The organism is Opitutia bacterium (assembly GCA_016217545.1).
Taxonomy (GTDB): Bacteria; Verrucomicrobiota; Verrucomicrobiia; order Opitutales; family Opitutaceae; genus Didemnitutus.
Genome location: JACRHT010000016.1, coordinates 196599 through 220205 on the forward strand (window position 1 = coordinate 196599; position 23607 = coordinate 220205).

The window sequence follows — 23607 nt, forward strand, 5'->3', positions numbered from 1 at the left end:
CTAAAATTTTTTCAGCTGCGGGAAGTATTTTTTGTCCTCCGACGGCGGCGGTGGAAGCGCGAGTTTCAGGTCGGGCTTCGCGCGCTCCGGGAGATCGTAAACCGTGCTCGGCGCCGTCGCGGCGGGCGATGCCGGCGAGACACCCGATTCGAGGGCACTCGGACGCGCCTCAACCGGCCGCGGTTGGTCGAACGACGGCAACCCCAGCGCTTGAACGAACGGGTTGCCCGTTGCGGAATGTCGCGCCGCGCCCGTGTCGATTGCCGGCAAGTTCGCCGACGAGGTGACGCGCGATTCGCCCCCGTCCGTCGCGCCATTCGGCATGGCTGCGCCGCCGGTCGCCACGTCCGTGGGCATCGAGTCCTTCAACGCGTCGCTCACCGGCGAGTTCGCCAGCCAGTCCTTCATGAAGGGCGCGAACGGGTCGGCCGCCGCCGAAGGGGTGAGTTTGGTGTCGGGTGCGCCGGCCGCGTCGAGCTGCCGCGTTTCGCTCTGCGCGCGCTGACGTTCGTAGAGACGGAGGAAATAGTCGGGATCAGAAGGATCGAGCGGCTTCGCCTCCTCCTCGCGCTCCCGGTCCCGATCTTCCTTCGTGGCTCCCCCGCTGACCGATTTGCGGCTTTCGAGTTTGTTGAAACCCTCGAGCAGCCAGTCGCGGCGTGCCTTGGCCTTCTCTTGCGCGGCGCGATCTTCGCGCTTCGGAGTCGGTGCAGGCACATTGGTTTCCGGCGTGTTGAGCGATGGGAGGTCGAGTTTCACGCCGCCGGGCGTCGCGGCGTTTTGCGCCGCCTCGTCCTTGCGCAGCGCCTGGAGCTGCTGCTTGGCCTCCGCGAGCGGCGCGTTGGGGTCATCTGCGGCGGGGGCGAGACACGCGACGCCGAACGCAGCAACCATGGCGATCGTGTGTCTCACGTCGGGGCGCCGATTCCCTTCATCGTCATTTCCAGCGCGCGAGGATTCGGCGAGAAGCGAAGGGCCTCGGCTTTGCTGATTTTGCCCTCGCGGAACAACCGGTGCAGATCGCGATTGAACGATCGCGACATACCGTCGGCACCGGAATCGAGCAGCTGTTGGATCTTATCGTTCTGTCCTTCGAGGATCAGGTTCCTGATCGTGGTGTCGGCGACCATGATTTCGTGGGCGGCGAAGCGGCCGCCGCCTTCCATCGCGGGAATGAGTTTCTGGCAGATGAAACCGCGCAGCGAGCCCGCGATCTGGCGGCGCGCCTGCGCGATTTGCTCGGGCGGGAAAAATTCGAAAAGGCGCGTCAGCGATTGCGCGACGGTGGCGGCGTGCATCGTCGAGAACACCAAGTGGCCAGTCTCGGCGGCGGAGATGGCGGTCTCGAACGTCTCCTTGTCGCGCATTTCGCCGATCAGGATGATATCCGGGTTTTGGCGGAGCACGGATTTGATCGCCATTTCGAAGTTCGGCACGTCGATGCCGATCTCGCGCTGCTGGAAGACGGACTTGTCGTCGCTGAACGTGTATTCGATCGGGTCCTCGATGGTGACGATGTGCTTGTCGAGATTCTGGTTAATCCAGTTCATCATCGCCGCCATCGTCGAGCTCTTGCCGGAGCCGGTTGCGCCGCAGACGAGCAGGATGCCGTCTTTGGCCTGCGCGAGTTTCACGAGCACGTCGGATTCGATCTTCAACTCCTCGAAAGTCGGCGGGCGGCTCTTGATATGACGCAACACGATCGAGACCGTGCCGCGCTGGTGAAAACCGTTCACGCGAAAGCGCCCGACGTCCGCCGCCGCATACGCGAAGTCCACCTGGCCGTCCTTTTCCCAATTCGGCCGGAACACCGACGGCACATGCTCGCTGACCCAAGCGTCGGCCTGCTCGTGGGTAATCGGGTCCATCTCGACGGCCCGCAGCCGGCCACCGATGCGCAGATAGCCCGGCTTGTTTGATTTGATCACGACGTCACTCGCGCCGCTCTCGACGGCGAGTTTCAACAGATCGTTCATGATCTCGGTGTGAACCGTTGTGCTCATGGGGAATTTTGGGCGTGAACCGGCAGCCAAGCTTGTTTTGCCTACGAACTTCGCAATCGTTGAGACAACTCTCCATGAAGTCCAGCCGCCCGTTCACCGGGACCATCACTGCCCTCGTCACGCCGTTCAAGAATGGCGCGGTCGCCTACGACGACCTGCGCGCGCTCGTGAATTTCCAGATAAAATCCGGCATCGACGGCATCGTCTCGGTCGGCACGACGGGCGAGTCCCCCACTCTCGACCACGAAGAGCATCTGGAGGTGATTCGCGCGACGATCGCGGCCGCGCGCGGCCGCACGCCGGTCATCGCGGGCACCGGCTCCAACTCCACGAAGGAAGCGATCCACCTCACGAAGGAGTCCGACCGCGCCGGCGCCGACGCGATGCTCGTCGTCGCGCCCTACTACAACAAGCCGACGCAACAGGGTATCTTCGAATATTTCTGCGCCATCGCCGATGCGACGGACAAGCCGATCATCCTCTACTCGATCCCCGGCCGTTGCGGCATCGAGATTAGCGTCGGCGTGATCGAGAAACTCCGCGCGCGCTACAAGCACGTCGCCTGGGTCAAGGAGGCCGGCGGCTCCGTTGATCGCGTCGACCAGATTCTCCAGGCGTGCGGCGACTCCGTGACGGTGCTCAGCGGCGATGACTCTCTCACGTTGCCGTTCATGTCCGTCGGCGCGCAGGGCGTGATCTCGGTCGCATCGAACCTCTATCCGAAGGAAACCGGCAAGATGGTGCGCCTCGCGCTAGACGGCGACTTTGCCAAGGCCCGCGCGCTGCACCGGAAGCTCTACCCGATGTTCAAGACGATCTTCATCGAGGCCAACCCGGTGCCGATCAAGGCCGCCCTCGCGCGCGCCGGATACATCGCTTCGGAGGAAGTCCGCTCGCCGCTCTGCCCGCTGCTCGACGCCAATCGCAAAACCCTTTTCGGCGTGCTCGACGCACTTGCCGCCAAGAAGTGAGCGCGCCCCGCCTCATCATTAACGGTGCCAAGGGCCGCATGGGCCGCGCGCTGCTCGCCGCCGCCGCGGATCTGAAGCTGCCGGTCGCTGCGTCGGTCGACGCAGGCGACGATCTCGCCGCCGCCCTCACGCTCGGCGACGTGCTTGTCGACTTCAGCGCGCACAGCGCGACGCACCGCGTGATCGAACTCGCTGTCGCGCAAAAAAAGGCGCTGGTCATCGGCACCACCGGTCATGCGGCGGACGAGAAGAAGAAACTCGCCGCGCTCGCCGCGCAGGTGCCGACCGTCTGGGCCGGCAATTTTTCCGTCGGCGTGAATCTCCTGTTCGCGCTCACGCGCCGGGCGACGCGCATCCTTGGTGCCGATTACGACACCGAGGTCGTCGAGATGCATCATCGCTTCAAGAAAGACGCTCCGAGCGGCACGGCCGCGCGCTTGCTCGAGATCATCCTTGAGGAGCGCAAGCTCGCCGCAGCCGACGCGCTGCGCCACGGCCGCTCCGGCATCACGGGCGAGCGTTCCACGAACGAGGTCGGCGTGCACGCGCTCCGCGGCGGCGACGTGGTCGGCGATCACACGGTCATCTACGCGGCGCTCGGCGAGCGCGTGGAGCTCACGCACAAGGCGAGCGACCGACAGATCTTCGCGCGCGGTGCGCTGCGTGCGGCGCAGTGGGTCGTGAGCCAGAAACCCGGCGTTTACGACATGCAGGACGTCCTCGGCTTGAAGGAGTGAAATGATCACCCGAATCACCGGCACGCTCGTCAGCGCCACTCCGCTCCACGCCGTCATCGAGACCGGCGGCCTCGCTTACGAGGTGCACATCCCGGTGACGACCGCCGAACGGCTGCCCCAGCCCGGCCAGCAGGCGCGACTGCACACGCTCGTCGTCTATCGCGAGGACTCGCAGACGATGTATGGCTTCGCGAGCGAGGATGAACGCGATTTCTTCCGCCTCCTCGTGGAAAAAGTCTCCGGCATCGGTCCGAAGACGGCGCTGAGCATTTTCAGCAAACTCTCGCTGCCGGTGTTGCAGGGCGCGATTGCGGCAGGCGATGTCGGGTTGCTCGCGAAATGCCCGGGCATCGGCAAGAAGACCGCCGAGCGCCTCGTCATGGAATTGCGCGACAAGCTCAGCGCCGCGCCAGTGGCAGTCCCCGCCTCCGCCGGCGGAGACGCAACCGCGCCAGCGGACAACAAGGTCCGCGATGCTGTCATGGCTCTGGTTGCGCTCGGCTACAAGGCGGCCGACGCCGACAAGTCCGTGCGTCAGGCTTGGGTCGCGCTCGGGGCGTCGGCGACGACCGAAGCGCTGATCAAGAAAGCACTGGGCTAAGAAAAAGCCCGCGTCGGTGGACGCGGGCCGGGCAACGAAGGACTTTCGGGCGCTCAGCGCTGGAATTGGAAGGCGGTGAACTCCGTCTGCACGCGCGGATTCTTGCTCTTCTGGAGCAGGTTCGCGCGGCGTTGGAGTGCATTGCGTTCGTCGAAGACACCGTCGTCGAACAGCGAGTCGAGGCGCGGCGCGGTGCCGTTGGGCAGCGCGAGCAGGCGATCGTCTTCCTGCCGCAGGGACGCGAGGAGCGTCGCGTAGTCGGCGGCGATAGCCTGACGCTGCGGAAGCTCGGCGCGGGCCGGTTGCGGCGCGGCGGCCACGGCCACCGGTGCGGGTTGCTGGACTGCCGCCACCACCGGAGCGGCGGCGGTCGGCTTGGCCGCGGCCAGATCCGTCGACGCGAGCGCGGCGTCGGAAAAATTGGAGCGCATCACCACAAAGGCGACGCAGGCTGCGGCGGCAAGGCCGCTGGCGGCGTAGGCCCAACGCAGGCGACGCTGGCGAATGCGCCCTTGGATGTGGGCGATGGTCGCGGGCTGGCGGGCGGGCTGGCCGGTCTGCTCGGAGTGGGCGCGGAAGCTCTCATAGACGAGCTTCGTGGCGCGGTGCATCCGGCAGTATTGCAGGTAAACCTGGCGGCGACGCGGGTTGGACTGAATCTCCAACTCGAGTTCGGCGGCCTCGTCCGGCGAAATTTGCCGGTCGATGTAGAGGTTCACCAGTTCGGTGAAACGTGTGTCCTTCATTGCTGAAATTCCTCCCCTAGTCTCTCGCGCAGGCTCTCGCGGGCGCGGGCGATGCGGCTTTTGACGGTGCCGACGCTGATGCCGAGAATCTCGGCGATTTCCTCGTAAGAAAGGTTCTGCACATTGCGGAGAATGAGAATCTCCCGGTGCTTCTCGTTGAGCTCCTCCATGCACTCGGCCACGCGATTGACGAATTCCTGCGTGACGGTGGCGTCTTCGGGAGTCTCCTGCTCGGACGGGATGAGTTCGGCGATCGTGGTATCGTTGTCGGCGCCGAGGGGCGCGTCGAACGAGATCGATTGGTCGCGCTTGCGCCGCCACCAATACCAGTAGCGGTTCCGCGCGAGGTTCGTGGCGATCTGGTAAAGCCACGTGGAGAACGCGGACTCGCCGCGGAAATTGGTGAGTCCGCGATGCGCGCGGATGAACGCGTCCTGCGTGACCTCCTCGGCATCCTGCTGGTTGCGCAGGAGCTGGTTGACCATCGCGTAGATGCGATCCCAATAACGGGTGACGAGCTGGTCGAACGCGGCGGAGTCCCCGCCTTTGAAGCGTTCCACCAGCATGCGATCCAATGCGACTTCCTGGGCCTTGGCTGTCATGTGCTCAGGGTCGTTTGGATTTGGAAATTCGTGAATTGTTCCCACAGAAAATTCTCCGGGCCGGTTTATTGGTTTGATGGCAGACCGACCTGACGGGTCGGACGTTGAGCGTTGGGCGGCGAAGTGCCAAATAATTCTTGCTTTGCCCGCCATCTGAAAAAATAAACTGCCCGCTTACTTGGGTTTGGGGTCGATAGCTCAATGGTAGAGCAGCGTCCTTTTAAGTCGTTGGTTCTGGGTTCGAATCCCAGTCGACCCACCACCCCTTCCAAGTGCGTGCGGCCACTTCGGTTGCACAAACATCCGGGTTGTGTTTTCCAGGCCGCTTGTCTTACCTGCGGACACCAAGTCTCTCACTCGCGCTCGCGCATTTTTCCCAACACCACGTGGCTACGCCTCCCCAAATCAAACGCATCGTAATCGTCGAAGATCAGACTGCCATCCGGGAGATGCTCGCGGAGATTCTCCGAATCGATCCCAGCTACAAGATCGTCGGCGAGACCGGCGATGGCCAGGCGGCCTGCAATCTCTGCCTCGAACTGAAGCCCGACGTCATCGTCCTCGATGCGCGCCTGCCGGGACTCAGCGGCGTGGACATCCTGCGTCGCATCGCGAAGCAGTTGAAGACGACTCGCATCATGGTTTTCTCGGGCTACGAAAGCCCCGCGCTCGTGCGCGAAATGCTCGAGGCTGGCGCGCACGGTTTCGTGGAAAAGACGGCCGGCCTGACGGAGTTCAAGAAGGGCCTCGAAACCGTCGCGAATGGCGGCACCTATTTCGGCCCCGGCGTCGCCGCGCTCCTGCGCAACGTCGTCGCGAACAACTCCCCCACTTCCGGCGCCGATCTCCTCACCGACCGCGAGCGCGAAATCCTCAAGCTCGTGGCAGAAAGCCACAGCACGAAGGAGATCGCCCAGAAGCTCGGCATCAGCGTCAAGACGGTCGATAATCACCGCACCAACCTCATGCGGAAACTCAACCTGCACGACGTCGCGAGCCTCACCCGCTACGCTCTCGAAATAGGTCTCATCGATCATCGCTCCCAGGCGTGGGCGTGATGACAGCTGCGGCAGGGTTTTCGTTCTTGCCGCGCCCGGATGATTACCGATAACTCGCGCCATTCTCGTCTCTTTTCCATGAAGCATCTTAAGAAGTTCCTCAGCGTCGCGCTCGCCGGCTCCGTGCTGCTGCTCGCGGCCTGCTCCAAGAAACCCGTGCGCGATCCGAACGCCGGTGCGAACCAAATGGCGCCGACGGAAACGATCGATCCCACTAAGGTGGCGACACTCGATCCGGACAGCACGCTCGCTCAACGCCCGGAAGGCACTCCCTTCGGCAAGAGCGTCGTGGAGCCCGTTTATTTCGATTTCGATCGCGCCGCCGTTCCGGAGCGCGAGCGTCCAAAACTCGAAGCCGCCGTCAAGTGGCTCAAGGACAACGCCGACAAGCGCATGGTCCTCGAAGGCCACTGCGACTGGCGCGGCACTGCTGAATACAACCTCGGCCTCGGCGACCGACGCGCGAACGCCGTGCGTCGTTTCCTTGAGCACCTCGGTGTCGATTCGAAGCGTCTCGAGATCCTCTCGAAGGGTTCCACCGAGGCCAAGCAGGGCGGCTCCGACGCCGAGTGGGCCAAGGACCGTCGCGTCGACTTCATCGAGCTGACCAAGTAAGGCGTCTCTCGCCTTCCGAGTTTTCCAAGCCGCGGTTCGCCGCGGCTTTTTTGTTTTCGAATTTCCCGGGGCGCGCTCGTGGAAAAAGAAAAGCGGCGCCGTCGGGCGCCGCTCGGGGTTTAAACGATGTTTCGCCTGCGCTTCAGCGCGTCAGCTCTTCGCCAGTTGCGCGAGCACGCTCTTGCTGGTGGCGATACCCTTCTTCATCACGCGCAGATCGAAGCCCTCATTCGGCGCGTGCAGGTTGTCCTCGGGGAGGAACAGGCCCATCATCACCGCGTCGAGGCCGAGCACTTCCTTGATGTCGGCGATGAGACCGACGCTGCCGCCCTCGCGGAGATACAGCGGCTCCTTGCCCCAGACATCCTTGGCCGCCTTGTCGAGCGCACGGAAGCACGCGGCGAGTTTCGGTGACTGGTTCTTCGGCGTGTTGGAGCGATCGGGCGGAATCACGACGTAGGGCGTGGCGACGTGCTGCTCGGTGATCTTGATCGAAACACCCTTCGGGCAACGCTTCTTCACGGTGTCGAAGATGAGCTTCTTCACGTTCTCGGGCGTCTGGTTCGGCACGAGGCGGCACGTGACCTTCGCCGAGGCCTTGCTCGGGATGACGGTCTTCGTGCCCTCGCCCTGGTAACCGCCGGAGAAGCCGTTGAACTCGAGCGTCGGCAAAAAGCGGATCGCCTCGAACGGATTGTAGCCGGGCGGCGTGTGGAATTTCGAGATGCCGAGGAATTTCTGGTAAGCGTCTTTCTTCAGGCCGGCCTTCTTCAGTTGCGCGCGTTCCCATTGCTCCGGCTCGATGACCTTCTTGTAGAAGCCCGGGATGTTCACGCGACCATCCGGCGTGTGCAGCGAGGCGCACAGCTCGGCGAGCGCTTGCAACGGATTCATCAGCACGCCGCCGTTCATACCGGAGTGCAGATCCGTCTTTGGGCCGGTGAGCTCGATCTCGAACGCGAGCATGCCGCGCAGGCCGACCGTGATCACCATCTGGTCGGGCGACGGAATGCCGGTGTCCGACATGAAAATGAAGTCGCCATCGAAGCGATGGCGGTTCGCCTTCAGGAAGTCCTTGAAATTCTTCGAGCCGATCTCCTCCTCGCCCTCGACGACGAAGGTGATGTTGAGCGGCAGATCGGGCTGCTCCTCGAGCAACTGGCCGACGGCGGCGACGTGCACGAGCAGCGGGCCCTTGTTGTCGGCGGTGCCGCGACCGTAGATGCGGTTGCCCTTCACCGTCGCCTCGAACGGCGGCGTTTCCCAGAGATTGAGCGGGTCCGGCGGCTGCACGTCGTAGTGGCCGTAGATGATCACGTGCGGCGACGTCTGGTTGACGATGCGCTTCGCGACGATGACCGGGTGCAATTGCGTCGGCACGACGTCGACGCTGAAACCGAGTTCCTTGAACAATGAGGTCAGGAACTGCTGCGCGCCCACCATGCCGTCCTTGAACTTCGGATCGGCGGAGACGCTGGCGTGACGGACGTATTCCTTCAGTTTCTCAACGGGGTCGAACATGCGGGCAGGTTGCCCCCACTCGCTCGCGGCGGCTAGTCGAAATCGACGGGCCGTTCGACTAGTAGCGACTTCGCCTTGCGCAGTAGCGTCCGTCTCGCCCCGCGCATCCATTCAGCCGCGGACCGCGCGAGGCGCGCCGCCGTTCGCGGGCACATCGCGCGTGCACGGACTGCGCTTGCTCAGTGTTTGAAGTGGCGAACGCCGGTGAAAACCATCGCCATGCCGCGTTCGTCGGCGGCTTTGATGACTTCCTCGTCGCGGATCGCACCGCCCGGCTGGATCGCGGCGGTCGCGCCAGCATCGGCGGCGGCGAGCAAGCCGTCCGGGAACGGGAACAGCGCTTCGCTCGCGACGACGGAGCCCTTCAGGTCGAGCTTGGCCTCGCCGGCTTTCCACACGGCAATGCGCGAACTGTCGACGCGCGCCATCTGGCCGGCGCCGACGCCGAGGGTTTGTTCGCCGCGGCAATAGACGATGGCGTTCGACTTGACGTGCTTGCAGACCTTCCAGCCGAAGAGCAGCGAGTCCCACTCTTCGGGCGTGGGCTGGCGCTTGGTCACGACTTTGCAACCGGCCATCTTCTCCATCGAGCGGTCGCGGTCCTGCACGAGCACGCCGCCGACGACCGAGCGCACCTCCTGCAGCGCGTCGGCGCCGATGCCGCCCTTGGCGATCATGAGGCGGAGGTTCTTTTTCTTGGCGAAGATCGCCAGCGCCTCGTCGCTGAAACGCGGCGCGATGATCACCTCCGTGAAGATGTCTTTGATCTGCTCCGCTACGTCCTGGCCAAGCGTCTGGTTCACGACGATGATGCCGCCGAACGGTGCCTGGCGGTCGGTCGCGTAGGCTTTTTCCCACGCGGCGAGCAGCGTGTCGGCGCTGCCGACGCCGCAGGGATTCGTGTGCTTGAGGATCGCGACGGTGGGCTTCTCGAACTCGCCGATCAGGTAGGTCGCGGACGTGATATCGAGAATGTTGTTATACGAGAGTTCCTTGCCCTGCAGTTGCTGGAAGTGCTCGTGAAACGTGCCGTAGAGCGCGGCCTTTTGGTGGGGATTCTCGCCGTAGCGGAGGCTCTGGGCCTTCTTGAGCGAGAGCGAGTAGGTCGCGGGAAAACCGCTCAGCGCCTCGAGGTCGGGTTCGTCCTGTTGGGTTTCGAGATACTTCGCGATCGCCGTGTCGTAAGCGCCGGTGCGTTGGAAGACCTTCAGCGCGAGCTTGCGGCGCAGCGCCTTCAACTCCGCGCTCCCCTCGCCCGCCGTCAACGCCGCGAGCACACCAGTGTAGTCGGCGGGGTCGCACACGACGGTCACGCTCTCGTGGTTCTTGGCGGCGCTGCGCAGCATCGACGGGCCGCCGATGTCGATGTTTTCGATGGCTTCCTCGAATTCGACGTGCGGCTTCGCGACGGTCTGCTCGAACGGGTAAAGGTTCACGACGACGAGATCGATCAGGTCGATACCGTGCTGCTTCGCGGCGGCGAGATGGTCGGGCTTGTCGCGCCGGCAGAGCAGCCCACCGTGGATCTTCGGATGCAGCGTTTTCACGCGCCCCTCCATCATCTCCGGGAAACCCGTGTGCGCGCTCACCTCGGTGACGGGCAGGCCCGCCTCCGCGAGCAGTTTAGCCGTGCCGCCGGTCGACAGCAGCTTGTAGCCGTGTTGGCGGACGAGGGCGGTGGCGAAGTCCACCAGGCCGCGTTTGTCGGAGACGGAAAGGAGCGCGTGCTTAGCCATTAATCTAAGGACGTGACGGCCGCGTAGGCTGGCAAGCGGGAAAACTTCCGTGACACGCGCACCTCGAAAAAAACGAGCGACCGACTCGCGCCGGCCGCTCGCCTGCTCGGGGTTAGGGTCCGGCTCAGGTGCCGGAAATTCCAATGATGTCGCCGCTCGCGTCCACGTCGATGTGCTCGGCGGCCGGCACCTTGGGCAACGCGGGCATCCGCATCATCTGCCCGGTCAAAGCGACGACGAAGCCGGCGCCCGCCGCGAGTTCGAAGTCGCGCACGGTGACGCGGAAGCCGCGCGGGCGGCCGACCTTCTCGGGATCGTCCGTCAGCGAATTCTGCGTCTTGGCCATGCAGACCGGCAGTTTGCCGAATCCCGAAATCTCGAGCAGCCCGAGCTTGATCTCGGCTTCGGGCAGGATGTCCACGCCGTCGGCGCCGTAGAACCGATGCGCGATCGCCTCCATTTTTTCGCGGATGGGCTGTTCGTCGCGGTAGGTGAATTGCAGCGGAGGCGTGCTGGAATAGATCGAGTGGAGCACGGTCTCAGCGAGCGCGAGTGCGCCCTCCCCGCCCTTGGCGAAAACCTCGGAGACTTCGCACTCCACGCCCAGCGCACGGCAGAACGCGCGCACGCGCACGAGCTCGTCAGGCGTGTCGCTCGGGAATTTGTTCAACGCCACCGTAACCGGCCGGTTGAAGTTCCGCGCCGCCGTGACGTGCGCCTCGAGGTTGGCGAGGCCACGCTCGAGGGCGGCGAAATCAGGTCGCGCGAGCGCATCGGCCGGAGCGCCGCCGTGCAACTTCAGCGCGCGCACCGTCGCGACGAGCACGATCGCGTCCGGGTTCAGGCCGGTCTGGCGGCACTTGATGTCGATGAACTTCTCGCCGCCGAGATCGAACGCGAAACCCGCCTCCGTGACGACGAAGTCCGCGTGCGCGAGCGCCATGCGGGTTGCGAGCACCGAGTTGCAGCCGTGCGCGATGTTGGCGAACGGCCCGCCGTGCACGAACGCCGGCACGCCTTCGCAGGTCTGCACGAGGTTCGGCTTCAGCGCGTCGCGCAGGAGCGCCAGCAGCGCGCCGGTCGCCTTGAACTCCGAAGCGCGCACCGGCACACCTTCCGTCGTGAATCCGATCACGATGCGGTCGAGGCGTGCGCGCAAATCGCTCATCGATTCGCTCAGGCAGAGGATCGCCATGATCTCGGACGCCGCCGTGATGTCGAAGCCGCTGCGGCGCTCGCCGGACTTGCCGCCGGCATTGAGCACGACGTTGCGCAGCGCGCGATCGTTCACGTCGAGGACGCGCTTCCACAGCACCTGCGTCGGCGTCAGGCGCGTCTGCTTGAGGTGAAGTTGATTGTCGATGATCGACGCGAGGAGGTTGTGCGCCGAAGTGATCGCGTGAAAGTCGCCGTTGAAGTGGAGATTGATGTCCACGGCCGGCTGCACCGTGCTGCGGCCGCCGCCCGTCGCGCCGCCCTTGCGGCCGAAGACTGGGCCCATTGACGGCTGGCGCAGCGCCAGCGCCGCCCGCTTGCCGAGCTTGGCGATGCCCTGTGCGAGGCCGATCGACGTCACCGTCTTGCCCTCGCCGGCGGGCGTCGGCGTGATTGCTGATACGAGTATCAGCTTCCCTCGCGATGGCTTGTTCTCGAGCGCCTCGAGCGAAACCTTCGCCTTGTCTTGGCCGAAAAGCACCAGATGCTTTTCCGCGATTCCAATCTCCCTCGCGACATCCGCGATTTTCTTCATGGGGTCCTCCGGTAAAGCTACTTAATCAATCAGCGAAAATTCGCTCAACGTCTAATGCCCTCAGCTCCATTGGAATTACGCGGACTTCGCGTTGAATTAGATAAACTCGTCTACCGCCATGGAGGAGACGAGCTGCCGCCGGACCGGCCGCACGCGTTCATCTACTACCTCACAATCCACCACGACGCCGACCGCACGGTGACGCTGCTCGGTCGCAAGTGGGTCGTCGTGCACGACGACGGCACGCACCTCGTCATCGAAGGCGACCGCATCGTGGGCGAGACGCCCCGCCTCGCGCCCGGCGAGCACTTTTCCTACAACAGCTACCACGTCACTGCGACCGACGCGCGCGTGCACGGCAGCTTTCACGGCGTGGACGAGTTCGGCGCGCACATCTTCGTGCGCATCCCGGAGTTCGCGCTCGAGGTCCCGCCGGCGTGAGGCGCGCCTGATGAGCGGGCCGGAATACGCCCAGCGCTTTAACTTGCGCTCGCCGGACGCGTGCGCCTCCTTGGCTGCCCCGCAATGAAGCTCATCGATCTCAATCGCGACGGCGGCATCGGCGCGAACTCCACCTACTGCCAGCTGGGCGATTTTCATTTCGTCATCGATAGCGGCCTGCACCCGAAGCAGGTCGGCCGCCAAGCCGCACCGGACATCACCCCGCTGCGCGACGTTGAGCTCGACCTGATCATCATCACGCACTGCCACCTCGATCACATCGGCTCCCTGCCGATCCTGATGCGTGAACACCCTAACACGCCGGTGATCATGACGCAGCCGAGCCGCATGATCATCGATCGCATGCTGCACAACTCCGCCAACGTGATGGTGCGCGAGCGGGCCGAGAAGAACGTGATGGATTACCCGCTCTTCACGCACGAGGAGATCGACCGCATCATGCCGCGCCTGCACGCGCACGGCTTCAACAATCCCAAGAAATTCACCGGCCAGCACGAGGAGATCGAGTTCACCTTCTTCCCCGCCGGCCACATCGTCGGCGCCGCCGGCGTCGAGATCGTCCACAAGCACCGCCGCATCTTCTTCACCGGCGACGTCCTCTTTGAAGCTCAGCGCACGATCAACCCCGCGAAATTTCCCCGCGCCCGCTACGACACGCTGGTGATGGAAACGACGCGCGGCGCCACCGAGCGCCCGGCGGACCACTCACGCCTCCGCGAGGTCACGCGCCTCGTCGACACCATCAACGAGACGCTCCAACGCGACGGTTCGGTGCTGATCCCGGTCTTCGCGCTCGGTCGCATGCAGGAAATCCTCGCCGTGCTCCACGACGCGAAGAAGTTCGGCAAGCTCGTCGAGTCGCCGATCTTCGCCTCGGGCCTCGGCATGGATCTGTGCGACTACTTCGACGAGATCGCCCGGAAGACCGGCCAGGTGCACTTCACCCGCACGATCCTGAAGGACCTCGGCGTGCGCAAGACACCGCGCGATCTCCAACCCGGCAAGCAGCCGCCGCAGCAAGGCATCTACGTCGTCAGCTCCGGCATGGTCGTGGACAACACGCCGTCCTACACGCTGGCCTCGGCGCTCGTCGGCAACGCCAAGAATTCGATCTGCTTCGTCGGCTACTGCGACCCCGACACGGCGGGCGGCCGCCTGCTCGCCGCGCGCCAGGGCGAGGAATTCCTGTTCGATGCCGCGCACGTGAAGACCAAGATCCGCTGCCACATCGAGCGCTTCGATCTTTCCGGCCATGCCGATCGCGAGGAGCTGCTTCAATTCGCGGTCGACTGCCAGCCACGCTCACTTGTCGTCACGCACGGCGACCCGCCGGCGCGCGCATGGTTCATGCAACAGCTCGCCGAGAAGCTCCCGCATACCAAGCTGCTCGATCCCGTGCCGCTGCGGGAATATCAGGTCTGATCAGCGCCCGACGATTTCGTGCAGCTTCGCCACCATCGCGGCGTTGCCGGCGAGGTATTGGACGCGCGGGCTCTTGAGCCAAAATTCCTTGAGCGGGAATGGCGTCGGCGTGAGGTAGTCGATCGTGCCGCCGCCCTCCTCGATCATCGCGGCGGCCGCAGCGATGTCCCAGAGCTTGTTGTTGTGTTCCACGACTCCGTCGAGGTGGCCGGTGGCGCAATATGCCAGATGCAACGCGCTGCTGCCGAGGCCGCGAATCTTGAACGCTTCGATGATGCGCTTTCCTTCGGCGGCGTAGCTTTTTTCCACCGGCGAGTGAAAGCCGATGAGGCTGTGCCCGTGCGGCGCTTCGGGCGCCACGCGCGCGGGTTTGCCGTCGTCCCACACACCGCGGCCACGACCACCGTGCATCAGGGTGCGGCGCGCCATGTCGTAGATCACGCCGTAGACCGGCACGCCGTTCTCGAGGAGCGCGAGCGAGATGGAGACGTAGATGATGCCGTTCGCGTAATTGTTGGTCCCGTCGATAGGATCGAGAATCCAGCAGAAGCGCGACGTCACGGGCACGGGCTGGTCGGTGACGGCGAGTTCCTCGCTGAAAAACTGGTCCTCCGGAAACTGCTTCGTGATCGCGGCCTGGATCGACTCGGAAATCGCGATGTCGACCGGCGTCACGCGCGTGCCGTCGTATTTGATGTGCGCCTTCGTGCGTCCGAACTCGGCGTGGAGACGCCCGGTTTCGGCGAGCACAGCGACCTTGGCGGCTTCGATGCGTGAATCGACGGCGGAAGACATTTCGCGCAAAGGAACACGAGAACGCCCAAGAACCAAGCGCAGAGTGCGTGGCACGGGCCTCGCGCCGGGGAACCCGCCAACGCCCCTCCGTTCCGCGCCCGTCGCGGTCACTCGTAATCGTAGAGCTTCGGGTCGCGCGTGGGCGGCGGGCGCCGGACCTTGAACTTCGCCCTGCCCTCCTTCGGTTCCGACGGCTTCACGCCACCCGGGGGCATGCCGTCGCCATACGGATCGGCACTGTCGCCAGCCTCATCACCGAAAGCCCCGCCCAGCTCCGCCTCGAGCGAGTCCGGATCGGCGCCTTCCTCCAACTTGCGCACGGCCTCCTCCATCGGTTCATCGAGCTTCTCGCCGCTGAGCTCCGCCATGCGGCGCATCATGCGCGCCATCGCGCGGGGATCGTTTTCGTCGACGCTGGAAAACTCGCGCTCCATCGCGCCCATCGCCGCTTCCATCCGTGCGTCTTCGGCAGCGTCGCCCGCGCCCGGCGCCGCGGCAGACGCAGGTTCTTCCTTGCGCGTGCCGCCCACGGCGAAGCTCGAAACGAGTTTCACCATGCGCGCCTTCGGGTTGTCGGGGCAGCGAGGCGTGAGCTTCCCTTGCGCGAGGGTCTTCGCGAAGAACGAGTAGATGCGATTCGTGTCGGGGCTGTAATACTCGTAGATTGGCATGGCGTGACGCCTCCACGGATTGCGCGCTTCCGCGCAGTTTCAAATCGAAACTAGCCGCGCTCGCCGCCGAGCTGGTGGCCGCGCTGCACGGTGGGCTTTTTGCCGGTGTTCATCTTGTCCAGCACCGCGGCGAGCCGGCGCTTCTTTTCGTCGGCTTGGGCGAACATCTCGAGTTGCGTCGCCGGCTCCTCGATGCCGGAAAAGCGCACGCTCACCAGTCGCAGCGGGCGTCGCTTGGTCCACGCCGCTTTGAGCAACGGGCCGACGAGCGGATAAAACGGCGCCTCGAGATCCGTGGCGTCGGGCAAACTGCGGCCGCAGGAACTGTCCTCCATTCCCGGATAGCGGACCTTCACCGTGAGCGTGCGCGCGCGCTTCCCGTCGCTGCGCACGGACGGCATGAGGTCGTCGATCATGCGCTTGGCGATGCGTTCGATCTCGGCGAAATCCCAGATGTCCTCGCCGAAGGTCTCCTGCTGCGAATACGACTTCGCGTCCTCGTGGTCGACGTGCACGACACGGTCGTCCTCGCCGCGGGCCATGCGCGCCACCTCATCCGCGAAGTTCCCGAAGGCTTCCTCCCTCCCCCGCTCGTCCAACGCCACGATGTCGCGCACGAGCTTGATCCCGGCGGCCTTCAAGCGCTCCTCCGTCTTCTTGCCGATGCCCGGCAGCACGCCCACCGAGAGCGGCGCGAGGAACTCCGCCTCCTGCCCCGGCGGCACGACGGTGAAGCCGCGTGGCTTGCGCGCCTTGCTGGCGATGGCGGCGACGAGCTTGTTCGACGCGATGCCGAATGAGGTCGGAATCTGCAAATCGTCACCGATGCGCTTTTGCAGCGCGCGGACGCGCGTCTCGATTTCGGCGGCGGTCTTGAACCCGCACATGGCCAGGTCGAGGTAGCCCTCGTCGATCGAGTTGCGTTGCACTACCGGCGTGAGCGTCTCGCAGAGGTCGAACATCTGCCGCGACACCTTGCCGTAGAGCCCCGCGGTGTGGGGCAGCATGATGAGGTCGGGGCAGACCCGCAGCGCGAGCTTGGTCGGCATCGGCGTGTAGACGCCGGCCGCCCGCGCCTCGTAGCTCGCCGAGGAAATGATGCCGCGCTCGCGTCCGCCCACCGCCGTCTTCTTGCCGCGCAACTCCGGACGCAGCGCGAGCTCGCACGACACGAAGAACGCATCGGCATCGAGGTGCACGATCATCGGCAGGGCCGGCTTCGTCGGGCGGTTCGGCGGGTCACTGGGCACGGCGCCAGTCTTCGCGGGAATTTGCTCCGCGCAACTCCGCGTCGTGCAAAAAAACGCCCGCGTCGAAAAACGCGGGCGGGAATCAGTTCACTCATCCGTGGCGGGGCACCCCGCCGCGCTCAGAGGAGCTTCTGGTGCCGGGACGCAATCTTTTTGACCTGCTCCGGGGTGTGGCGCTCCACCAATTCGCCCAGAGTCTCCGGGTCGACCGTCGTGGAAACGACGACCAGTTCGCGGCGGTTGACGACTGCGATGCAGATGTCGATCGGCTCGTCCTCATCGAGATCATCGGGCGTGTAGACGAGGACCGCCTCGGCTTCGCCGCGGTCAGAGACGCCCACCAAGCGGGTCCAGCCGCGCTTTTTCATCGCGAGGTCGGTGTCCACGAAAAGCTTCTCGCGCGACCACTCGCCGTTCTGATCCCGGCGTTCGTAGACGCCGACGCTGGCGTGCTTGACCGCGGCGAGCGCGAGGCGCGCGTCGACGATCTCGGGCTTTTGCACGAAGAGCAGCCCGCCGCGCACGGCGCCGAGCGTGAGACGCCCGACGCTGCACTGGACTTTCGTGTGCCAGTCCGCGTTGGTGGACTTCATCACTTGGCGGCGCAGGGCCGCGGCGTCGCTGTCGAGGGTGATGTAACTCGCCACCGCGACCGCCATGATCACGAACGGCGCGAGGCAGATGCCGAGCACCCAAGGCCAGATGCGGCGGCGGGGTGCGGCGGGAGTTTGCGGAGTCGTCGGATTCATGGGCGGAGAGTCAACGGTGGCGTGGTTGCGGGACCGCGGGCGATCAGGCCTTCGCCTTCAGCTTCGCGTTCATCTTCACGTGACGAAGGGGCTCGATGTCGTATTTCTCCGCCAGCGCGCCGATCTTGTCGGCGTTGATGCTGCCGACGATGTTCACGAAGACGGCTTCGCCCTTGTGATCGATCACGGTGACGACGAGGCCTTCGATGACGTCCTCGCCCTTCATCTTGGCGAAGATGGCGACGTCGTCGCCCTTGTTCTGCTCGCGCACGGTGATCATGCGGTGCCAGCCGGCTTTCTCGAGCTTGGCGCGAACCGCCTCGATCTTCTCGACGTTGGCGGCGCGGTTCGCGTCGTCGAGACCGACGACATTGACGCGGATGCGTTGGATGTCGCCGACAATGTCGGCGGCGTCGGCATCCTGGTGCTTGGCGATGCGGGCGGCGAACTTGAGCATCGCGGGAGAGAGGTTGACCTCGACGAACTGTCCCTTGGCGGACGGGAGGAGTTGGCCGATGTCGACGAAACCGGATTCTTCATCCGCCGCGAAAGCAGCGGTGGCAGTGAGCGCCAGAGAAACAGTGGCGGCAGTGAGGAGGGAGCGGAGCGAGGATTTCATGGGAGGTTCTTTGGGAGGGTTGGTGGCCGGATGGTTCCAACACCCCGCAGTCCGCGCGGAAGTTGCGGAAAGATTTCTCGGAAGCAAAAACGCGGCTCCGCACGAGAGGCGCCTGCCGACTCGGGCGGCGAAACGCGCAGCGTCGTAGGCGACGATCTTGGCCGCACACTCGCGGCCCGAGGCGGCACACCTGGCGCGGTGTTGCGCCCCGTTGCGAATGAGAAGCCGCGCGGCCGTCAGAGCGCGGCTACTTCGCCGCCCGCCAGGTGCGCAGCGCCTCGCCGGTGAGCGAGCGCGGCTCCTTTTCGATGCCGCCGCGCGCGCCGGCGTAGACGATTTCGCCGCCCTCAGGACCGCCGCCGGGGCCGAGATCGATGAGCCAGTCCGCGAGGTGAATCACGTCGAGGTTGTGCTCGATGATGACGATGGTGTTGCCGGCGTCGCGCAGCTTGAAGAGCAAGTCCATCAGCCGCTGGATGTCGGTCCAGTGCAGGCCGGTCGTGGGCTCGTCGAGGATGTAGAGCGTGCGGCCCTGCTCGCGTTTGCTCAGCTCGAGGGAGAGTTTGATGCGCTGCGCTTCGCCACCGCTGAGCGTCGTGGCGGACTGCCCGAGCTGGAGGTAGCCGAGGCCGACGGCGTCGAGCGTCGCGAGCTTTTCGGAGATGCGCGGAATCGCGCGGAACAGCTCCATCGCCTCGCGCACGGTGAGATCGAGGACGTCGGCGATGTTCTTGCCGTGATAGCGCACTTCGAGCGTCTCGCGGTTGAAGCGCCGGCCGTCGCAACTCGGGCACGGCGCAAACGCATCCGCCATGAATTGCATGTCGAGACGGATAACGCCGTCGCCCTGGCAGCGTTCGCAGCGGCCGCCGCGGACGTTGAACGAAAAACGGCTGGCCTTGTAGCCGCGGACCTTGGCGAGCGGGATCTGCGCGAAGAGATCGCGCAACAAATCGAGCAGGCCGACGTAGCTGGCGGGATTGGAGCGCGGGCTGCGACCGATCGGTTCTTGGTCAACCTGCACGGTCTTCTCGAAGTGCTCGAGGCCGGCGAGGCCCTTGTGTTTACCGGGCAGTGTCTTCGCGCCGTTCAGCTTGCGCGCGGTCACGGCGGCGAGGATGTCGTTCACGAGCGAGCTCTTGCCGGAACCGGAAACGCCCGTGACGCACGTGAGCAAGCCGACCGGGAACGCGGCATCGACGTTCTTCAGGTTGTGCTCCGACGCGCCGCGCACGGTGAGCCAGCGGCCGTCGGGCGCGAGCGTCTTGGCATCCTTCGCGACGCCCATCTTGCGTGCGAGATACGGGCCGGTGCGCGAGGCCGACGCGGGCAGCCGCGCGCATTCGGCGGGCGTGCCTTGAAAAAGAATTTCGCCGCCTTCGCGGCCCGCGCCGGGTCCGAGTTCGATGAGCTGGTCGGCGATGCGCATCGTGTCTTCGTCGTGCTCGACGACGACGACCGTGTTGCCGCGATCGCGAAGGTCGCGCAGCGTGGCGAGGAGTTTCTGGTTGTCGCGCGCGTGCAGCCCGATGCTCGGCTCGTCGAGGACGTAGATGACGCCAACGAGGCCCATGCCGAGCTGCGTGGCGAGGCGCACGCGCTGGGATTCGCCGCCGGAGAGCGTGCTGTATTCGCGATCGAGCGTGAGATAGCCGAGGCCGGTTTCCTGGAGGAAATGCAGACGCTGCTCGACGCCCTCAATGACTTCGGCGACGGCGCCCGCCTCGGTCGCGCCGAGTTGCGCTGGCACGGCGCGCAGGAAGGCGAGCGCGTGATTGATGTCCATCGCGCTGAACTCCGGATACGCCACGCCCGCCAGTCGCACGGCGGCACTGCGCGGGTTGAGTCGGGCGCCGTGGCACATCGGACACTCGCCGCTGACCATGAACGTCGTGAGCCGCGCGCGGAAGCCGTCGCTGTCCGTCTCGCGAAAGCTTTCCATCAGGTCCGCGACGACGCCGGGAAACGGCATCGCCTTCGCCTCGCGCATGCGCCGGAGCTTGAAGCTGAAGAGCCGCTCCCCCGCCCCGTGCAAAATCAGGTCGCGCGTCTCCTCATGGAGTTTTTTCCACGGCACGTCCGGATCGAACGGCAACTGCTCGGCGAGCTGCTTCAGCAGGGCGTTGTGTTTGATGATGAGATTTTTTCCGCCGATGCGCCACGGCTTGATCGCGCCTTCGCGCACGGACTTCTCCGGGTCGGGAATGACGAGCTCGTCGCTGAACGTGAGCTGGCGGCCGATGCCGCCGCAATCGGGGCACGCGCCTTCCTTGTTGTTGAACGAGAAATGGCGCGGCGTGAGCGGCTCGAAGACGTCGCCGCAGACTTCGCACGCGAGATTCTGGCTGAGCGGAATTTCGCGCCACGGCGCGTCGGCGGATTTCTGCACGAGCACGAGCGCGCGGCTTTGGCCCTCACGGAAGGCGAGTTCGAGCGAGTCGGCGACGCGGCTGCGCTGGTCGGCGTTGAGCACGATGCGATCGAGGACGACCTCGACCGTGATTTCGGCGGCGCCCGTCGGAATGAGCTTCGTTTCCTCGAGCGACTTGACCTCGCCGCCGATGCGCACGCGCTGGAAACCGCGCTGGCGGAGACGGGGCAGTTCGTCGCGCAACACGGCCGGCTTCGCCTTCATGAACGGCGCGAGGATGAGCGCGCGTTCGGCAGGGGCGTCGCGAAACAGCTGGTCGATGCAGTCGTCGAGCGAGCGCTTCACGACGCGGCCGCCGTCCTTCGGGCAGCGTTGCTCGCCGCAGAGCGACCAGAGCAGGCGCGCGTAGTCGGCGACTTCGGTCACCGTGGCCACCGTGCTGCGCGGTGAGCCGGTGCCGGTGCGCTGCTCGATCGCGAGCACCGGCGAAAGGCCGTGGATGAAGTCGACGTCGGGTTTCTTGAGTTGCTCGAGAATCTGCCGCGCCTGCGCCGAGAGGCTCTCCATGTATTTCCGGTAGCCCTCGGCGTAGAGCGTATCGAACGCCAGCGAGCTCTTCCCGGAACCGCTCGGGCCGGTCACGACCACCAACTTGCCGCGCGGGATGCGCAGCTCGAGATTCCGGAGATTGTGTTCCCGGGCTCCCTTGATGTGAATATGCGCAGCGGCGTCCATGGCGATGGCTCACCGTTGCCGATTCGGACGGGAGGTCAAAACGCTTATGGCGAAACCAACCCCCTGCACCATCGTGGATTAAGTCTTGAAGTCATAAACGAAACGCCGCTTCATCCGCGCCAATGAGCCCGGTCTCCGGCTCCTCGTTTCACCCTAACCACCCCGCCCGCTCCGCTTGAGCGGCAGTGTTTACCCGCTATGAACCCAAGCAAACCCATGCATCGTCGTCTGCGCACGCAGGCGATCGCCGCGTTAACCGCCGCCCTCTGCCTGACGCCCGCCGTGCGCGCCGTCGTGCTGCAGTTCGGCGAAGTCAAAGGCCACTTCGATACGACGTTGTCGTTTGGCGGCCTCTATCGACTCAACGCGCCCAGCCCCGAACTCTACGGCCTCACCAACTCCTTCAACGGCGTCGCCGGCAAGCAGCGCTCCGTCAACGCCGATGACGGCAACCTCAACTACGACCAAGGTTTCGCCTCGGCCCTCCTCAAGGCCAGCCACGATCTCGAACTGAACTACAAGAACTCGGGCCTCTTCGTCCGTGGCTTCTACTTCAACGATTTCGTCAACTCCAACGGCACGCGCAAGAAGGCGGCGCTCTCCGACGAGGCCCAGCGCATCGTCGGCAAAGGCGGCGAACTCCTCGACGCCTATGTCTATTTCAAGCCCACACTCGGCAACATGCCGGCGCGCTTCGCCATCGGCAAACAGGTCCTCAGCTGGGGTGAAAGCACGTTCATCCCGAACGGCATCAACTCGGTCAACCCGATCGACGTCGCCAAGCTGCGCACTCCCGGCTCCGAGCTGAAGGAAGCGCTCCGCCCGCTCAACATGGTGTCTGCCTCCCTCGGCATCACCGACAAGCTCACCGCCGAAGCGTTCTACCTCCTCGACTGGGAACGCACCCGCGTCGATCCCCCGGGCACCTATTTCTCGACCAACGACTTCGTCGCCAAGGGCGGCAAGAAGGTCTACCTCGGCTTCGGCGGCATCAATGACGGCTCCGCCCTCGGCGCCATCATGCGCGGCACCGACAACGAACCGGGCAACTCCGGTCAGTGGGGCATCGCGTTCCGCTACCTCGCCGAGAACCTCAACAACACCGAGTTCGGCGTCTACTACATGAACTACCACAGCCGTCTCCCGGTCATCTCGGCGCGCACGCCGCTGGTTCCCGTGAACGGCGCCAAGGCCGCCGCCGACTCCGGCGCGCTCCTGCAAGCCAACACCGCGTTCATGACCGGCCTCGCCACCGCGCTCGGCACCGCCGACCCCGCGGTCATCGGCAACGCGCTGACCACGCTCATCGGCGCCACGCTCACCGGCGTGCCTGCCGCCGCTCTCCCCGCGCCGCTCCAGCCGTTCTACGCCACGGTCGGCGGCGTCACCAGCCAGCTCGCCACGCGCGAACTCCTCACCGCCGCCGCCACGGGCAACTACGTCATCGAGTTCCCCGAGGACATCCATCTGTGGGGTGCCAGCTTCAACACCAACATCGCCGGCGTCGCGCTCCAGGGTGAAATCAGCTACCGCAACAACCAGCCGTTCCAAGTGGACGACGTCGAACTGCTGTTCGCCTCGCTCTCGCCGCTCAGCTCTCGTTTCGCAGCCAACAACCAGATCGGCACCTTCGGCCTCAACACCTACGTCCCCGGCTATCGCCGCCACAAGGTCTGGACCGGCCAGATGACCGCCACGAAAGTCGCGCGCGGCATCTTCGGCGCCGACCAGACGACACTCATCGCCGAAGTCGGCTACGTGAACGCCGACATCCCGAATCCCGGCAAGCTCCGCTACGACGGCCCCGGCACCTTCGTCGGCGGCGACGTCATCTACATGACCGCCTCCGGCAACAACACCTCGGGCGCGCAACCCGCCTCCGAGCCCGCCAGCGCCTTCGCCACCAAGTTCTCGTGGGGCTACCAGCTGGTCGGCCGCCTCGACTACAACAACGCGTTCAATGGCGTGAACGTCTCCCCGCTCGTGCTCTTCTCGCACGACGTCACCGGCAACACGCCGCTTCCGATGGGCAACTTCCGCGAAGGCCGCAAGACCGTCACCGCCGGAGCCGACTTCAGCTTCCAGAACGCCTGGGCGCTCGAGCTCCGCTACGTGAACTTCTTCGGCGCCGGCCGCTACAACCTCCTCGGCGACCGCGACTACGTCTCCGCCACCCTCAAGTATTCGTTCTAA

Annotated in this window: 21 protein-coding genes and 1 tRNA gene; 9 read left to right on the plus strand and 13 right to left on the minus strand. The window is 65.0% G+C overall.

Features of this window, described 5'->3' with window-relative positions:
- Together HZA32_13450 and HZA32_13455 are read right to left on the minus strand one after the other, a co-directional pair.
- Complete coding sequence (locus HZA32_13450) at window positions 1-894, minus strand: hypothetical protein (protein ID MBI5425077.1); 894 nt, start codon at window positions 892-894, stop codon at window positions 1-3.
- 14 nt (window positions 895-908) lie between these two features.
- Window positions 909-2003, minus strand: coding sequence for a PilT/PilU family type 4a pilus ATPase (locus HZA32_13455; GenBank protein ID MBI5425078.1), 1095 nt, complete (start codon window positions 2001-2003; stop codon window positions 909-911).
- Window positions 2004-2077: 74 nt separating this feature from the next.
- On the opposite strand from HZA32_13455, the gene HZA32_13460 reads away from it, so the two are divergent.
- Genes HZA32_13460 through ruvA form a run of 3 tightly spaced genes read left to right on the plus strand, consistent with a single transcriptional unit; the run spans window position 2078 to window position 4312 of the window.
- Window positions 2078-2974: a 4-hydroxy-tetrahydrodipicolinate synthase gene (locus HZA32_13460; GenBank protein MBI5425079.1), complete on the plus strand. Its 897-nt coding sequence runs from the start codon at window positions 2078-2080 to the stop codon at window positions 2972-2974.
- Window positions 2971-3711, plus strand: a complete 741-nt coding sequence (locus HZA32_13465) for a 4-hydroxy-tetrahydrodipicolinate reductase (protein MBI5425080.1) — start codon at window positions 2971-2973, stop codon at window positions 3709-3711. Before HZA32_13460 ends, HZA32_13465 begins: the two co-directional genes overlap by 4 nt.
- A gap of 1 nt (window position 3712) precedes the next feature.
- On the plus strand, window positions 3713-4312 hold the full coding sequence (gene ruvA, locus HZA32_13470; GenBank protein MBI5425081.1) for a Holliday junction branch migration protein RuvA: 600 nt from the start codon (window positions 3713-3715) through the stop codon (window positions 4310-4312).
- A 53-nt stretch (window positions 4313-4365) separates the two neighbouring features.
- Here the strand turns inward: ruvA and HZA32_13475 are convergent, their stop codons facing one another.
- A complete protein-coding gene (locus tag HZA32_13475) occupies window positions 4366-5058 on the minus strand; it encodes a hypothetical protein (GenBank protein MBI5425082.1) in 693 nt (230 codons plus the stop codon).
- Entirely contained in the window at window positions 5055-5660 is a 606-nt protein-coding gene (locus HZA32_13480; GenBank protein ID MBI5425083.1) for a sigma-70 family RNA polymerase sigma factor, read from the minus strand. The genes HZA32_13475 and HZA32_13480 overlap by 4 nt, the downstream gene beginning before the upstream one ends.
- 187 nt (window positions 5661-5847) lie before the next feature.
- Here HZA32_13480 and HZA32_13485 point away from each other — a divergent pair.
- The 3 genes from HZA32_13485 (at window position 5848) to HZA32_13495 (ending at window position 7333) form a co-directional block, all read left to right on the plus strand.
- Window positions 5848-5922 (plus strand) — tRNA-Lys (locus HZA32_13485).
- A 142-nt stretch (window positions 5923-6064) separates the two neighbouring features.
- Window positions 6065-6718 (plus strand): response regulator transcription factor, encoded by a 654-nt coding sequence (locus tag HZA32_13490; GenBank protein MBI5425084.1) that lies wholly within the window; start codon window positions 6065-6067, stop codon window positions 6716-6718.
- 78 nt (window positions 6719-6796) lie between these two features.
- Window positions 6797-7333, plus strand: coding sequence for an OmpA family protein (locus tag HZA32_13495; GenBank protein ID MBI5425085.1), 537 nt, complete (start codon window positions 6797-6799; stop codon window positions 7331-7333).
- 150 nt (window positions 7334-7483) lie between these two features.
- Here HZA32_13495 and HZA32_13500 read toward each other — a convergent pair whose 3' ends face one another.
- From HZA32_13500 to HZA32_13510, 3 genes are all read right to left on the minus strand, one after another.
- Entirely contained in the window at window positions 7484-8854 is a 1371-nt protein-coding gene (locus HZA32_13500) for a M20/M25/M40 family metallo-hydrolase (GenBank protein MBI5425086.1), read from the minus strand.
- A gap of 179 nt (window positions 8855-9033) precedes the next feature.
- Window positions 9034-10590: a bifunctional phosphoribosylaminoimidazolecarboxamide formyltransferase/IMP cyclohydrolase gene (gene purH / locus HZA32_13505; GenBank protein ID MBI5425087.1), complete on the minus strand. Its 1557-nt coding sequence runs from the start codon at window positions 10588-10590 to the stop codon at window positions 9034-9036.
- Window positions 10591-10714: 124 nt separating this feature from the next.
- A complete protein-coding gene (locus tag HZA32_13510; GenBank protein ID MBI5425088.1) occupies window positions 10715-12340 on the minus strand; it encodes a formate--tetrahydrofolate ligase in 1626 nt (541 codons plus the stop codon).
- A gap of 54 nt (window positions 12341-12394) precedes the next feature.
- Here HZA32_13510 and HZA32_13515 point away from each other — a divergent pair, with 54 nt between their 5' ends.
- Together HZA32_13515 and HZA32_13520 are read left to right on the plus strand one after the other, a co-directional pair.
- A complete protein-coding gene (locus tag HZA32_13515) occupies window positions 12395-12781 on the plus strand; it encodes an ApaG domain (protein ID MBI5425089.1) in 387 nt (128 codons plus the stop codon).
- An 84-nt stretch (window positions 12782-12865) separates the two neighbouring features.
- Window positions 12866-14224: an MBL fold metallo-hydrolase gene (locus HZA32_13520; protein ID MBI5425090.1), complete on the plus strand. Its 1359-nt coding sequence runs from the start codon at window positions 12866-12868 to the stop codon at window positions 14222-14224.
- On the opposite strand, the gene HZA32_13525 is transcribed toward HZA32_13520, so the two are convergent.
- From HZA32_13525 to uvrA, 6 genes are all read right to left on the minus strand, one after another.
- Window positions 14225-15019, minus strand: a complete 795-nt coding sequence (locus HZA32_13525; protein ID MBI5425091.1) for an inositol monophosphatase — start codon at window positions 15017-15019, stop codon at window positions 14225-14227.
- A gap of 107 nt (window positions 15020-15126) precedes the next feature.
- Complete coding sequence (locus tag HZA32_13530) at window positions 15127-15690, minus strand: FmdB family transcriptional regulator (protein ID MBI5425092.1); 564 nt, start codon at window positions 15688-15690, stop codon at window positions 15127-15129.
- Between the two features lie 50 nt (window positions 15691-15740).
- Window positions 15741-16895 (minus strand): DNA polymerase IV, encoded by a 1155-nt coding sequence (locus tag HZA32_13535; GenBank protein ID MBI5425093.1) that lies wholly within the window; start codon window positions 16893-16895, stop codon window positions 15741-15743.
- A 164-nt stretch (window positions 16896-17059) separates the two neighbouring features.
- Window positions 17060-17689 (minus strand): hypothetical protein, encoded by a 630-nt coding sequence (locus tag HZA32_13540; GenBank protein MBI5425094.1) that lies wholly within the window; start codon window positions 17687-17689, stop codon window positions 17060-17062.
- Between the two features lie 43 nt (window positions 17690-17732).
- Window positions 17733-18308 (minus strand): DUF4252 domain-containing protein, encoded by a 576-nt coding sequence (locus HZA32_13545; protein MBI5425095.1) that lies wholly within the window; start codon window positions 18306-18308, stop codon window positions 17733-17735.
- Between the two features lie 247 nt (window positions 18309-18555).
- Entirely contained in the window at window positions 18556-21414 is a 2859-nt protein-coding gene (gene uvrA / locus HZA32_13550) for an excinuclease ABC subunit UvrA (protein ID MBI5425096.1), read from the minus strand.
- A 216-nt stretch (window positions 21415-21630) separates the two neighbouring features.
- On the opposite strand from uvrA, the gene HZA32_13555 reads away from it, so the two are divergent.
- On the plus strand, window positions 21631-23607 hold the full coding sequence (locus HZA32_13555) for a DUF1302 domain-containing protein (GenBank protein MBI5425097.1): 1977 nt from the start codon (window positions 21631-21633) through the stop codon (window positions 23605-23607).